The sequence below is a fragment of the Chitinivibrionales bacterium genome (assembly GCA_014728215.1).
Lineage (GTDB): Bacteria > Fibrobacterota > Chitinivibrionia > Chitinivibrionales > WJKA01 > WJKA01.
The window spans coordinates 18,879-33,163 of the sequence record WJLZ01000026.1 but is presented as its reverse complement, the minus strand read 5'-3'; the positions used below and the strand labels follow the sequence as shown (position 1 = coordinate 33,163).

14 protein-coding genes are annotated in these 14,285 nt (G+C 45.4%); all 14 read right to left on the bottom strand.

Annotated elements, in window-relative coordinates; genetic code table 11:
- Positions 1 to 3: 3 nt before the first annotated feature.
- Complete coding sequence (locus GF401_01870) at positions 4 to 387, bottom strand: hypothetical protein (GenBank protein ID MBD3343793.1); 384 nt, start codon at positions 385 to 387, stop codon at positions 4 to 6.
- 313 nt (positions 388 to 700) lie between these two features.
- Complete coding sequence (locus GF401_01865; protein ID MBD3343792.1) at positions 701 to 1,924, bottom strand: hypothetical protein; 1,224 nt, start codon at positions 1,922 to 1,924, stop codon at positions 701 to 703.
- Between the two features lie 20 nt (positions 1,925 to 1,944).
- Complete coding sequence (gene ychF, locus GF401_01860; protein MBD3343791.1) at positions 1,945 to 3,039, bottom strand: redox-regulated ATPase YchF; 1,095 nt, start codon at positions 3,037 to 3,039, stop codon at positions 1,945 to 1,947.
- 25 nt (positions 3,040 to 3,064) lie between these two features.
- Positions 3,065 to 4,852: an ATP-binding cassette domain-containing protein gene (locus tag GF401_01855; GenBank protein MBD3343790.1), complete on the bottom strand. Its 1,788-nt coding sequence runs from the start codon at positions 4,850 to 4,852 to the stop codon at positions 3,065 to 3,067.
- Between the two features lie 154 nt (positions 4,853 to 5,006).
- Positions 5,007 to 5,669, bottom strand: coding sequence for a phosphate signaling complex protein PhoU (phoU, locus tag GF401_01850; protein MBD3343789.1), 663 nt, complete (start codon positions 5,667 to 5,669; stop codon positions 5,007 to 5,009).
- Positions 5,670 to 5,679: 10 nt separating this feature from the next.
- On the bottom strand, positions 5,680 to 6,450 hold the full coding sequence (gene pstB / locus GF401_01845; protein MBD3343788.1) for a phosphate ABC transporter ATP-binding protein: 771 nt from the start codon (positions 6,448 to 6,450) through the stop codon (positions 5,680 to 5,682).
- A gap of 76 nt (positions 6,451 to 6,526) precedes the next feature.
- Positions 6,527 to 7,561, bottom strand: coding sequence for a tetratricopeptide repeat protein (locus GF401_01840; protein MBD3343787.1), 1,035 nt, complete (start codon positions 7,559 to 7,561; stop codon positions 6,527 to 6,529).
- A 7-nt stretch (positions 7,562 to 7,568) separates the two neighbouring features.
- Complete coding sequence (locus GF401_01835) at positions 7,569 to 8,201, bottom strand: TonB family protein (GenBank protein MBD3343786.1); 633 nt, start codon at positions 8,199 to 8,201, stop codon at positions 7,569 to 7,571.
- A gap of 4 nt (positions 8,202 to 8,205) precedes the next feature.
- Positions 8,206 to 8,616 carry a biopolymer transporter ExbD gene (locus GF401_01830; protein ID MBD3343785.1) on the bottom strand — a complete coding sequence of 137 codons (411 nt, stop codon included), beginning with the start codon at positions 8,614 to 8,616 and terminating at the stop codon, positions 8,206 to 8,208.
- On the bottom strand, positions 8,609 to 9,292 hold the full coding sequence (locus GF401_01825; GenBank protein MBD3343784.1) for a hypothetical protein: 684 nt from the start codon (positions 9,290 to 9,292) through the stop codon (positions 8,609 to 8,611). Before GF401_01825 ends, GF401_01830 begins: the two co-directional genes overlap by 8 nt.
- A gap of 5 nt (positions 9,293 to 9,297) precedes the next feature.
- Positions 9,298 to 10,770 (bottom strand): hypothetical protein, encoded by a 1,473-nt coding sequence (locus GF401_01820; GenBank protein ID MBD3343783.1) that lies wholly within the window; start codon positions 10,768 to 10,770, stop codon positions 9,298 to 9,300.
- A complete protein-coding gene (locus tag GF401_01815; GenBank protein MBD3343782.1) occupies positions 10,767 to 11,627 on the bottom strand; it encodes a DUF3450 family protein in 861 nt (286 codons plus the stop codon). Before GF401_01815 ends, GF401_01820 begins: the two co-directional genes overlap by 4 nt.
- A 182-nt stretch (positions 11,628 to 11,809) precedes the next feature.
- The gene (locus GF401_01810; protein MBD3343781.1) at positions 11,810 to 12,442 is read right to left on the bottom strand and encodes a hypothetical protein; all 633 of its coding nucleotides are present in this window, start codon (positions 12,440 to 12,442) and stop codon (positions 11,810 to 11,812) included.
- A 168-nt stretch (positions 12,443 to 12,610) separates the two neighbouring features.
- The gene (locus GF401_01805; protein MBD3343780.1) at positions 12,611 to 14,164 is read right to left on the bottom strand and encodes a hypothetical protein; all 1,554 of its coding nucleotides are present in this window, start codon (positions 14,162 to 14,164) and stop codon (positions 12,611 to 12,613) included.
- Between the last annotated feature and the right edge of the window lie 121 nt (positions 14,165 to 14,285).

Sequence of the window (14,285 nt, the reverse complement as noted above, 5' to 3'; positions counted from 1 at the left end):
AGGCTACTCTACCTTCTGGATTTTTTCTCCAACATACTTGCGAGGTATGGAGAGATAAAAGCCCTCATATCCTTTCCGGTGTCGTATATGGTCGGGCACAATTTTTTCTTCGATAAATTCCTTGTTGCTGTTACCATTCACCGATACGACTTCAACTTCGAGAAACTCAGCGCCTGCAGGTGGCGCCATGGTTACTTCGAGAACTGTTCCCTGGGGAATGATGCAGTTAAAGCTGTTGGTATAGGGCTGGTCCCACCGCATGGTTGCTTCCTCCCGCATCTCGGTGAGTACTTCAAACCGGTCGCCCCGTTTGATTTTTTTTGAACCGCAGCTCACCGCAAATAAACAGAGGGCAAGTGCAATAAATGTTGAGGAGTAACGTTTCATAAATCCTCCCTTTTAATAAGGTTATGGTCTGGTTTGAATGGCAGGCCGGTTTTCGGGTGCTGAAAAGGTTGGTCTTTTCTTGGAGATATATTCATATCCGGAAAACACCTTGAAACCGGGTGGATTAGCTGTTGTATTAAAATATATTAGTCACCAAAAATATCTTACAATATTCCCCATTAATATTTCGTAGTATTAGTGAAAAGAAAAAGTGCTCCTCCTTCGAACCTTAACCGTCATTTTCCTCCGTGAACCACCCTCCTTCTTGAGGGTTTGCCCGAAGCCCGCCGGTTCCCTCCACCGGCGGGCATTTTTATTCGATATATCCCTTTTCCTCTAACTCTTCGTATCCCTTTAAATACCGCACATAAAAGACCCATTTCATCGGGCTGTGATGATTGAAAACAAAGCGGTAATCATTACCTTTATAGGTGCATTCAAAAATATCCTTTTTTTGAATAACATAATTGGAAATATCATCGAGCGGAAACTCCAGCTCTCGCCCGGATCTATCCTCAGGTTTAAAAATAATGTTCCGGGAAGTTAGCTCGAGTGTTCCTTTCCCGCGATCGGCAAAGGAATGCCTGCTTTCTTCGGTTTGAAACAGGACATCGGAGCTGGAAGTGAGCAGGGATGAGTGAGAGGATGTCGATTTTATTTTGCTTTTCACTTTATTTTTATGCCATTCGGACCAGTCTTTAAGATCCTCGTATGCAGCGTTTTGATTATTTTCGGCAGTTATTTTGCAATGAGCATCGATATACCACTTTTTGCCGCAAGAAAGACATGATATTTCATTTCCTTTGGTGATAAGAGTGTCTTCCTTTTCGCATTGCATACATATCCAGATAAACCGTTCAAGTCCTTCAGCCATGTCATGGCCCCTAAAACAAGTGGCCCTGTTCTTTTCATCTTTGATATCATTCTGATAAATTTCACGTTTAATGACCTCCAGAAGTTCATCGGAGGACATTTTTCCGATTTCTTCGGCCGGAATGATTTTCGTGTTCATTAATATTTTGCCCTTGCGTCTGCTTTTCGCCCACCAGGGTTTGGTAAGAAAATTGCCCTGCAGTCTGAATACCATCAATGGACAACGTGCCCGCTGAATGATTTTTTCCAAACCTTTATAGATTAGCTGCGTTTCACCATCCCAACTCGTCTGCCCTTCCGGGAAAATACAGACAGCATACCCATTCTTAAGGATAGTTATGGTTTTTTTCATTGCGGAAAAATCCGAAGCACCCTTTTTCTTTGGGAATGCACCGATGCTGTTAAGATACCACTTCTGAATAACTGAGCCCCGAAATGCATCATCATTGCACATAATTGCAAAGGGAGACATAGAATGACCGCCCAGTATCCAGGGGTCAAAAAAGGTATTATGGTTCGATATGACAAAGAAGGGAGGGGTGGGGAATTTACCCGATCCGGGAGCCATTGAGAGATTGTAGTTGATTTTCAGCCATTCCACCAATGGAAATGATACGATATTCCACATAAACCATCGATATGCGTAGGTCCACTTATTTTTCATGCTCTTTTCCGGGTTGATTGTTAGACATTAAATTTAAAATACAGAATGTCACCATCCCCAACGACATAATCATGTCCTTCTGAGCGAAGTTTTCCTGCAGAACGTATTGCGTTCAGGCTGCCGTGCTGCTCAAGATCTTCGAGACGATACACCTCCGCCCGGATAAATCCTTTTTCAAAATCGGAGTGGATTTTGCCGGCAGCTTGCGGAGCAGTGGTACCTCTGGTGAAAGTCCAGGCATGATTTTCATTTTCATTCAGGGTATAAAATGTCTGAAGACCTAAAAGGGAATAGAGTGCCCGCACCAATACATTAAGACCTGGCTCGACTAAGCCGAGGCTTTCGAGAAATTCTTTCTGTTCTTCTTCTGGAAGCTCTGTAAGCTCTGCTTCGATTTTGCCGCAGAGGGTTATAACCGCAAGCCCTTTTTGTGCGGCATAATTTTCCAGGGCTTTGCTGTATTCGGTACCCTCTTCAATACCCTCTTCATCGACGTTGGCAATATACAGTTCCGGTTTGGAGGTAAGAAGGCTTAGTTCCCCTATCACCCCCCGTTCATTCGTTTCAAAGGAACCATCCCTGATTGCGGTTCCCTGTTCGAGAAGGGAGATCGCTTTTTTCAATGTCCCTACCCGCGTTTTTGCCTCTTTATCACCGGTTTTTGCGGCTTTTTCGATTTTTTCATAAGCCCGCTCAACAGTTTCCAGATCTTTTATAATCAATTCTGTCTCGATTATCTCCACATCCCGCACAGGATCGACCGAGCCGTCAACATGGGCAACATTGGGATCATCAAAGCACCGTACCACATGAGCAAGGGCGTCGACAGTTCGAATGTGCCCTAAAAATTGATTTCCCAGACCCTCTCCCTGTGATGCATTTTTCACCAGCCCGGCGATGTCAAAGAGCTGGAGAAAAGCGGGGACTACCTTTCCTGCCGGAGAAAGGGAGGAAAGGCGGGCCAGACGGGCATCGGGAACTGCAACGACTCCCTGATTTGGCTCGATTGTGCAAAAGGGATAGTTCTCGATTGCAGCTTTGCCCGAACATAAGGCATTGAAAATGGTTGACTTACCTACATTTGGAAGTCCGATTATGCCGATTGAAAGGGGCATGATAACTCATTCCTTGCATTAAATTCTAAAGCGCGTTCCTTAAAAGTGTCTGGAAAAGACCTTCAGTAGCAGATAATTGGTTGTAATTGCCCTGCTGAACGATTTTTCCATTCTGGAATACCATAATGGTATCCACATGCTTTATTGTTGAAAGACGATGAGCAATGATAATTATTGTATGATCTTTCATAAGATCGTGCATTGCCTGCTGCACTCTTTTTTCGGATTGATTATCCAGAGCAGAAGTAGCTTCGTCGAAAATAAAATACCGGTGATTTCCCAGAATCGCGCGGGCAATGGCGATGCGTTGTTTCTGGCCTCCCGACATTGAAAATCCGTTTTCACCTACCTGAGTATCTGCGCCGTTGGGCAGGTCATCGAGGAATTCGGTTACATAAGCCATTTCCATGGCATCAAAGATTTCGGAGCGTGATGCTCCGGGGCCGGCAACACGGACATTTTCGAATACGGTGGTCTGAAACAGAAAGGGATCTTGTGATACCACGCCGAAACTGGAGCGTAAATCCTGAAGCGAATACCGTTTTATATCCTGTCCATTAAGCAATAAACCACCATTCTCCACATTATAGAGTCGCAGGATCAATCCTGCAAAGGTTGTTTTGCCCGAGCCACTCGGGCCGACAAGGGCTATGCTTTTCCCATGGTCGATGGAACAGGAGAGGTTTTTTAAAACCGGCGTGCTGGTATAGGAAAAAGTAACATCTTTAAATTCAATGAGCGGTATGTCGGCTTTGCGTGCCCTCTCATCTTCCTTGCCGATATCCAACCGCGCGTCTTCGGACTCCTCACTGACCGTTGTTTGGGTATTTAATATCCGCATGATCCGCTCAAGACCGGCTTCGGCGTTTGCTTTCACCAGATTAAGACGGAACAGCATCATCATAGGGGCCATAAGAAGAGAAACACTGTTAACAAAAGCAAAAAGCTCCCCGACCGTTAGCTCCCGGTAAATACAGGAATAGGCTCCCGCTATATAAACAAGGGTCATGCCGAGATAATTGATGCTTTCGGGCTTAACATATTCGACATGCTGCTGATAGGAGAGCAATTCGCTCCGTTCTCTGATGCGATCGATCTGATCATCGAATCGGCTACTGACATCATTTTCAATAGCATGAATTTTTATTTCCCGGGTGCCGCGAAGCATGTCGGCAACATACTTGCTGACCGAAGACTCTTCTTTCATGAAATTTATCGACATTTCTTTGATGACAAGCCGTGATTTGCGGTTGACAAGAACAATTACCGTGACCGTGACAATAAGAATAATCGTCATCATCCAGTCAAAATAGAAAAGTGTGCCCAGGACGACTACCCATGAAACGAGATGAGTAGGCACGGTCATGATAAACTGATGAAGAAACATTTTCAGCGAAGTGATCGGTGAACCCATGATATAGTTAAACAATTCGCCGCTTGACATCCTGTCGTGAAACCTGAAACAGAGATTCTGCACATGACGGAAAAACTGTGAGCGGACAGTAAAGAGAAAACCCTCAAGAGCCGTCACCAATCTGCGATATCCAACAAGCCATACAGTAACCCGGGTTGCGCTCAAAAGAAGATATAATCCGGCGAATAACAACGCATACATGAGCTTTTCTTTAGCAGTTGCATTTTGCCTGTTTACGCCGAGGTCGACTATAAATTTTACCACAATCGGCTGGAGCGCAACGGCAATTCCGGTGATGATCGCCGAGATCATGGCGATAATGAGCTTGAAACGGTAGGGATGCATGTAATCCCAGATTGTCTTCCAGAAAGGGAGTCTGGGAGGTTCGCTTGATTCCATGATGAAATATCACTTGTATTTTCCCCAGGATTTCTGCTGCCGTTAATATCAGAATGAGCAGAAATATTGACAGGGAAAAGAGTAATTTCAGGTGTTCAGCTATTAGTGACTAGAAAATATACATATTTCCGAAGCTGGAAATGAATTTGGAGGATCAGCTTTCCTTTTTGCCGTGCCGAACGATATCGCCTTCGATCATATACATAACATCTTCGGCCACATTCGTCGCATGATCGGCGACTCGTTCGAGATAACGCGATACGGAGAGATAATCGAGCATGGCATCGCATAGACCGGGCTTTTGGCAGACCGTTTCTTTAAAATGTGAAAACATTGTGCGGTTAAGCTCATCAATTTCATCATCCGATGCACATACCGCCACGGCCAGATCGACATCCCAGTTAATGAGTGCATCAATGCTTTTTTTCAGCATGGAAATGGCTTTATCGAACATTCGGTTGAAATCGAAGTCGGGGAGAGGAAAACCATTCAGAGCTATACTCCGACCCCGCTCGGCGATATTCACGGCCAGATCACCGATACGTTCCAGATCATTATTGATTTTCAGTGCCGCGATAATAAATCGAAGATCGACTGCTACCGGCTGATGGAGCGCCAGAATTTTCAGACATTCTTCCTCAACATCGATTTCGGTATTGTCGACTGCTTTATCTTTGGAGATCACCAGGGTTGCGAGGTCATCGTCTTTGTCAATAACTGATTTGAGTGCGGCTGCAAGCTGCTCTTCAACCATGGTACAGAGAGCGAGAATTGTTTTTTGCAGTTTTTCGATTTCGTTCTGCAGATGTTTTGACATAGCAGGCTCCTTATCCAAATCGGCCGGTTAAATAATCTTCGGTCTGCTTTTCTTCAGGATGAGTAAACATGCGGTCGGTAGGACCAAATTCGACAAGCCTGCCCTCATAGAAAAAAGCGGTGTAATCGGAAACACGTGAGGCCTGCTGCATGTTGTGTGTTACAATCACAATGGTATAATCTTCCCGGAGTTCACTGATAAGGTCTTCAATACGCGCCGTCGATTTCGGGTCGAGGGCCGACGCCGGTTCATCCATGAGAAGAATTTCCGGATCCACGGCAAGAGCGCGGGCAATACAGAGCCGCTGCTGTTGTCCTCCCGATAAACTGAATGCACTCTCATGCAGGCGATCTTTTACTTCATCCCATAATCCGGCTCGATTGAGACTCCGATGAACAATTTCGGACAGCTTACCGCGATTCTTTACACCATAGATACGGGGACCGAATGCAATATTTTCGAATACTGATTTGGGAAAGGGGTTGGATTTTTGAAATACCATTCCAATGTGTTTCCGCAGCGAGACGACATCAATTTCTTTATAAATATCCAGATCATCGACAAAAACCTTACCGTCAATATGAGTATTCTCTATTATATCATTCATGCGGTTCAAGGTGCGGAGAAATGTGGTCTTTCCGCATCCTGAGGGACCAATCAGGGCAGTGACCTTTTGCGGCGCTATTGCAAAGGAAACACTGAACAACGCCTGCAATTTGCCGTAAAAAAAATTGAGGCGCTCAATTCGTATTTTAGGATTCACTATCTGATCGGGTTGCATTATCTGAAGGTCCTGCTCTCACTCTTAACTAACGGCAATTTACTAAACATCCGAATTCAGAGCATGAAGGCTTCCGTTATTCGGCGGATTGGGTCGTTGCCTCACCAAACCTGTTCTCCTGGTCGGCCATCTTGCGGACAATGCGGATATTTTCAAGTCCTACAACAGCACCGGGACTGCCGTTGTCGCGGGCAATGATATATAAACGCTCGGCTTCATTATATTTTTCGTGCTTAAATGCAAGATTACCGCCAAGAAGTGCAAGGTCTGCAAAGTCGGGAAAAATCTCCAGCCCTTTTTTAGTTTCTTCTAAAGCAACCAAATCATTGCCCATTTTTTCGAGCATGCGTACTATGCGATAATAGGTCCATTTGTTTTTCTTGTTGAGCTTGAACGATTCTTTGAGATAGTAAAGGGCCCTGGAGAAATCTTCCTCTTTTTCGTAAATATCTGCAAGAAGTGCGTACACATATTGTTTATTTTTTCCCGATTCGGGGTAACGAATGAGCCATTTGATTGCTTCCTTATTATCATCGAGTTCCCGATACATTTCGGCCAGAGCGATAAAAGGCTCATCCATTTCAGGCTCAAGCTCCGAGAGATGCTCGAAAGTAGCAATCGCCTGAGGGTGGGCGCCTGCTTTACGATATGAGGCCGCAAGAATCAACATGGCTTTGGTATGGCCGGGTTCGAGTTCCAGTGCCCGGTGAACCGTGGCAATACACGAACCCACATCCTCTAACGAGAAATAGGTGATTGCCAGATTGAGATATCCCCTGAAAAATTCCGGAGCATACACAAGCGCTGCTTTGTAATAGACAATACTCTGGGGAAGACTGTCAAGCTGAAAATAGGCATTGCCGAGATTAAAGTAACAGAGCGCAGGATTTTCACCGGCAAGGGCGGCTTTTTTATAAAGCTTGATTGATTCGTTTACTTTGCCGTTGGAGTATAAGCTATTTGCAGAATCCAAAACTCCTGCGCTGAGGGGAATAAAAAGCAGGAAAAGAATGACAAAGGTTTTGTTCGCCGCTGCCCACGACGAAACATAGTGCAGTTTTGCTGCAGCGGATGCCTGCTTTCCGGGATGTTGAGCGCGTGGTATAGTCATAGTATAATCAATCGAGTTTGTATTCAAATACCTGGCGAACACGGACTTTCACAGGAACGCCTTTGTTTTTTGCCGGTTTAAATTTCCACTTGGAAACCGCATTACGGGCTTCCTTTGAAATTGTCGGATGCGGTGAACGGACAATTTCAAGGTCATGTACTTTTCCGTCAACACCGATAACAAAGAGTAATTCGAGTGCGCCTTCAATTCCCAATTCCCTGGCCCTGTCGGGATAGGGGGGTGGCTGACGGTTGATCACCACAAAAGGCTCGTCGGTTTCGCCCTCTTCAAAAACAACCGCTTCCATGTCTCCCTGAGTCTGGACAGCAACACCTTCACCACCTTCAACGCCAAGATCAGGTGAGAATTTGAATTTCATCGACTTACCGCCCTCCTTTGCCTCACCCGACCTGACTTTACGAATGCGCTGCTGTTTCTGCTTTTTCTCTTCCTTTTTCTTGGGTTGCACAATTTCCGCAACGATCCGGTTTTGGGTTCGGGAGGGAAGTTTCTCTTCTTTGAGAAACTGCATGTAGTCCTGAATGATCGGTATGGTGACAAATAACATAAAGTTTATTGCCAGCACAGCGATAAATTTTATTACTGGTGATCCTATATCTTTTGAAAACTTTGCGAGCACAATACTATTCCTTATCCGCCGCCAGAGATACTTTACTTGCTCCTGCTAAGGCACATTGGTCCATGACCTGGACCGCCTTACCGATAGCAGCAGCCTCATCGGCAATAATTACCACCGACATATCAGGGCGTTTGGATACTTCCTGAGCCACAAGAGTCTGAAGACGGTCGATACTTACCTGACGGCCGAACACATGGACCGTTCCTTCACGAGTAACACCGATCATCATTGTCTTCTGTCCCTGGCTTATGGCCGACTGAGCTTTGGGTTTGGAGACATCAACGCCTGTTTGACGGTTGAAATTGGTGGTAATCACAAAGAAAATCAGGAGAATGAATACCATATCGATCAACGGTCCCATGTTGATTTCGGCCGAATCATCATTGGAATGGACTAATCCATAATCCTCAAACATCAGACTTGTTCTCCTTTTCGGGTTGTGCCGCAGGCGGGGAAGATGGGAATGATTTAAGTGATGTCATGAGATCTTCGCCGTCTTTGAGCACGTTGCCGACAATAAGATTTTTTCTGTTAAAAAGATAATTATGCAGGAGCATTGCCGGAAATGCAACGGTCAGTCCTGCCTGGGTAGTGCGCAGGGCGATGCTGATACCTTCTGCGGTAAGTGCCGGATTGCCTACGCCAAAAGAGGTAATTACCTGAAATGTTTTTATCATACCCGTTACCGTTCCAAACAACCCCAACAGTGGTGCGGCGGAAATCCAGGTATTCATGGTTGAAAATCCTCCGGTCAGATCGGGCACCGAGGCGATCAGGAATTCTCGGAAAAGTTGTTTGAACGATTTGTCGGAGAGGATGCACTTTTTCTTTGCACAATCAACAAGGCGCGCCAAAAGCATATCGTAGGCTTCATAGCCGGTAGTGATTCTTTCTGGAGAATTTCCCTTAATCAGCGAGTTGACGGAACGAAGGAATTCTTTTCTCGCTTTGTTGAATCTGGTAAAGAAAAGCAGTTTTGAAAAACCGATATACCATGCGACAAGCGCGACGCCGAATATGACCAACATGATCAACGGACCGCCCCGGACAATGGTCTCGATAAAAATCCGGTAAGGATTGGGGAAATACATTACGATTAATCCTCCGGCCAGAGACGGTTGAGAATACGAATCGCCATTTTTTCCATTTCAGACATGATCTTATTGGTTCTGTTACGTAATGCATTATGTACCAGGAGAACCGGGATCGCAATAGCCAGACCGGTCTGGGTCGTAACGAGTGCTTCGGAAATACCGCCGGCAAGTATTTTCGGATCACCGGTACCATAATCGGTAATTACTTTAAAAAGATGAATCATACCGGTTACTGTCCCAAGAAGACCAAGAAGAGGAGCAGCTCCGGCAATGACCCCGAGCGTACTGAGATGTTTGTTCAACTGGGGAGATTCTTCGATCAGGATTTCCCGCACCTTCTTTTCGGCCGCACTTCGTTTCCATTTGGAATGTTCAAGACAGGTGCCGACAATTCTGGCAACAACACCCTTGTGATTTTTGGCAATGCTCTTTGCTTTTTCAATAGCGCCTTTGTCAAGATTTTCGAGCACCTGGGCCGAGAGCTTCTTGTTACGCTTGTCTTTTCTGTGAAACTGAAACAGTTTCATAAAAATGAGAACAAGGGCCCATAAAGGAAGCAGCAGCAGCGGAACCATGGTGGCGCCGCCTTTTTTGATATAATTAACAATATGGGCAGTCGCTTTTACCTCTTTGCCTGAAATAATTACGTTGGTCTGAGCGTTTTGCATGACATCGGTTAAAACATTTCCCGAAATGGATTGCTGTTCGATCCATTGTGGCATTTTCTGGAGTAGATGGCCTTTAATTTCCGATTCTCCGATTTCCGGTATGGCAAAACGCTGTGCGCCGAGATTACCGGTCTGACGGATATAGTAAATTCGGCTGTTTTCGCTGATACCATAGGCCCACACGTTGCCGAATCGGGCAAAGGTAAGAAGCTGCGCATCACCTTCATCGGGTACGACGGTCTCTTTTTCAATTGAGAGCTGCAAGCCGTTTTCCAGGTATCGTTCGGCATAGGTAACATATTCGCCAACGGTTTTTGCCGGATTACTGTGAGTTTTCCGGTCCCGGCGAATTTCTTCGAGATCTTCCCTGCGTTCTTCTCTGTCCAGGGGAAAGGTTTCCATGATAAATTCAGCTTCTTTTTCCAGCACCTCGCCGACGGTTGAATGAACAAACTGCCATTCGTCCTTTTCTCCCTGGAGCGCCTTTTGTTCATCTTCGATAATGCGCTCTTTTGAAAAAACTTCCTCTTTGATTCGAGAAAGGTCGGCATGGGCGCGCTCCTGTTTCTCCCGAAGGCGGCCCAACTCCTCCTTATCGGCTTCACGCTGCTCGACAAAGCGTTGTTTCTGACGCCAGCGGTTTGCTATTTCATTCTGCAACGAATCCCGTGCCGTACTCAGGTAACTCTTGAGAACATTTAATTCTTTTTCCTTTGATTGCTGACGTTTGTCGCCGGAAGAAAACAACTGGGAAAATACCAGCGCCGTACTGCTGATAATAATAAGAATTACTGCCGATTTTTTCATTGCTCCTCTCCTTCATTTTCAACAACAGCCTGCTGCTGGACATCCTGCGCCTTCATTTCTCCAAAAGGAAGGGCGACAAAATCCGGCAATGCCTTGCCTTCACGGATATTAACAGCTTCACGAATATTTGCGGCTAATTCGGGATCTTTAATCACTTTCCACTGAGGATTGCCCTCGTCATCATACCCGGTCCACTGTGCAGCATAGGTCTCCTTGGCATCGGCCGCAGCCTGGAATATTCCGCCAATTCGTAGTGAATGAGTGATTCCCTGCAACTCGGTAACCGGCGGCTGACCCTGCATTATCTGGATCGCCATGGTTGCTTCATTCAGGTCTTTCACAATCTGGGCCAGACGGTTGATACCTTCAATATTATCGATCGCCTTTGATACCATTTCGCTGCGCAGGTAGGAGAGTGACGGCGACAGCGTCTTTTTTGCCATGGGAGGCATGTGATCGGAAATTGTAAGAAAACGGTCGCATCCCTCTATCAATCGATTTCTGAACCGGTCCTGGAGCAATTCGTACTGACGTTTGGAGGCCTGAACCGAAGCTAATTGGGCTGCCAGAGAATCACTTGTTGCCTGTGCTTCACGTATGTCGGCTCTGATAGAGTCGGTTTCGGCTTTTATAGAAGAAAACCGTTTCTGCTGGCGCTCTACATATTTGGCAAAATCTTTCCGATCCTTCCGGGTCTCTTTTTTTACCCGTTCCCGCTCGTTCTGCACCTGTTTGAGCTCTTTTCTGATTCTGCTGATTTCTTCGTCAATATTGTAGTCTTGTGCCCCCGAGGGAATAATTATTCCGGAAAATAGGACCAGCACTATCCCGGTGAGACAGCCCCTTCCATATCTCATGAACGCTCCTTTTTTAAGGAATTAATGGTAATTATCGCAGAGTGTTGCATCAAATACAATTGTAATAAAATACATATTATATAGAAAATATAGTGCAAGAAGATACTAGTGATTCTTTGCTTTTGTGTTAATGTTTTGTTAGGATTCTGTTAGCGTGGGGTTTATTTTTAATAACCATGCTTTTATTCGACAACAGTACTATCAAGAGGAACTTCATTTCCATCAACAAATCTGCGTTTGGATATTACACTCCCATCCTTATTCCATATGATAAACAGGCCGTGTTTTCTTCCTCGTTTATAGGCGCCGGTCTTTTCTTTTGCGCCGGTATTATACCATTTGGTTGCAGGCCCCTCTTTTTCATTATCAACAAAGGTACATTCATAAGCCTTATGTCCATTCGGGTACCATTCGATATATGGTCCCTGACGAAGTCCTTTGGAATAGGCATATTCAGCAAGCTTGCTTCCGTCTTTATGCCATTCCCGATATTCTCCGTCTCGTTTGTTGTCCTTGTAACGGCATTCAAACCATTTGTTGCCGTTTTCAAACCATACGGTATGTTTGCCCTGCTGAACGCCGTTTTCAAAATATGATTCTGTATAGAGATTGCCGTTTTCATACCACATCAGGTCTTTGCCCTGTTTGACCGTATCACCGTCCTGATTCACGATAAGGGTATATTGCTTGCGTCGTTGTCCGTTGGGATATCGGGTTTCCCTGACCATTTCAGGTTTTCCGCATCCTGCCGAAAGCATGAGAATGACTGCAGGGAAAAGAATTACAAGATTTTCTTTTTTGAATAATTTTGTCATAAGGCTTACTGGTATTTGATTGGGGAATTCAAAGAAATTCGTTTAGAGCGTATCTGAAATTGTTTAAAATAGTTTTTTGGCGGAATCGTTATTACACTCTTGAAATGAGTATATAAAAAAGGCTCCCCCAAAAAGGGAAGCCCTGTAATAATCGATATAAACCGAAAGTTACGGATTCACGATTTTCAATGCACCGGCAAAGTCGGTGAAAATACAATTGTAATAGTAACCACCGGTTTCCTCACGGAGCTTCATCGCCATGTTACCGTCATTACCCGATTCGGCGCCGCTTCCGATAAAGGTCGTGTTGTAGATAGTCGGTTTCGAATATCTGGTAACGTCACCGCGGTTATTGCTTGCACAACCATCCATTTCAGCAGCCCGGTCACCGGCATCGTCGGACTGGACAACAACCCAGAACTGTCCTTTTCCGCGGAAGCCTTCATCCCAGTCGTAGGAATCGTCGCCGCAACCGATGGCGCAAAGACGTTTGGTGTTAACTGCACCGCCGAAAAATTCAAAGCCGTCATCGGAATTGTTGAATACTTCAACATTGTGAATAACAGTTTTGTTTCCAACGCCACCCATAGTGAGACCGTTGATTTCGTTACCTTCACCAATGTTTGTTCCACCGTAGCGGATTGAAACGTAGGTGATCACGCCGGAAGAATCATCATCGACCGTTCCACCGTATTCGCCGCGAGTGTCATTCGGATCAATACCTTCGATCTGCTCAACCCCGGCAGCTCTTTGTGTAACAGCGCTTCCAAGCACAATCAAACCACCCCACAAACCGCGAGCTGTTGAATTGATGTCATCCTGGTATTTCAGATCGTCCTGCTTTGCGGTCATGATAATCGGGGCGTCAGATGTTCCCTGAGCAATGATTTTACCACCGCGGCAGATAATGAGCGCGCTTGCATTAAGCTGACCACCCGGCTCTGCTTTAATAACCGTACCAGGCTGAATGGTGATCGCTGCACCGCTTTCAACAAAAACAAAACCGTCGAGGATGTATGTCGTGTCGGCTGAGAGTACGAGATCTTTACCGGTAGCAACACTGTCGTCGGTGATAACCTTAGTCTCTTTTGTCGTTGTGTCATCGGTGATTGCTCCTGCCTGAGCCTGGCTGTAGTAAGTCCAGGCCATCCAGTTTGTCGCATTGAATGCTCCAATATAGTCGGCCGTTTCAAAGAAAGGGTCACCAGTCGGTAGTGGCTGACGGGCTGAAGTAAATGCTGCTCCACCGGCGGTAGGAAGGAGATTGTCGCGAGTTACGCCGGCATCGGTGTTGAAATAGTTGTTGGCGTCCATTTTGGCGACAACAGAATCTTTCCGCCCAAGCGTCATTGTTCCCGGAAGTGTATCACTGACCCCCGAAAATTTGATGATCTGTTCGGCGGTAGTTACCTCAAGATCGGGATTGCCGATGCTGTTGATAATACATGATGCAATATTAAGATCGCCGTTAAGATAATGATCAGTCACCAGGTTACCGGCACTACCTTTGGCATCATCGAAATTAATTGCATGGGCATAAATCATCGCTGTTTGCGTTACCGTGTCAACTGTTGTGTCGCGGGCAGTATCTCGTACTGTATCTTTTACCGCTGTCGGACTGTCATCATCCTCGCAGCCTGCAGAAAGCATTAACAAAGAAAATATTGCAGTGATTGCAGCACATAATGTGAGATATGAGTATTTGTTAATCATTTTACTCATGAAAAAAATCCTCCTTACAAATTTTACTGAAAAGTGTTACATAGGTAATGCAAATTAAAAACTAAGAAAAATCAATGACCCCGTAATCTAACTTCTTCAGCCTCCTTTCCTGCTTTAAAAA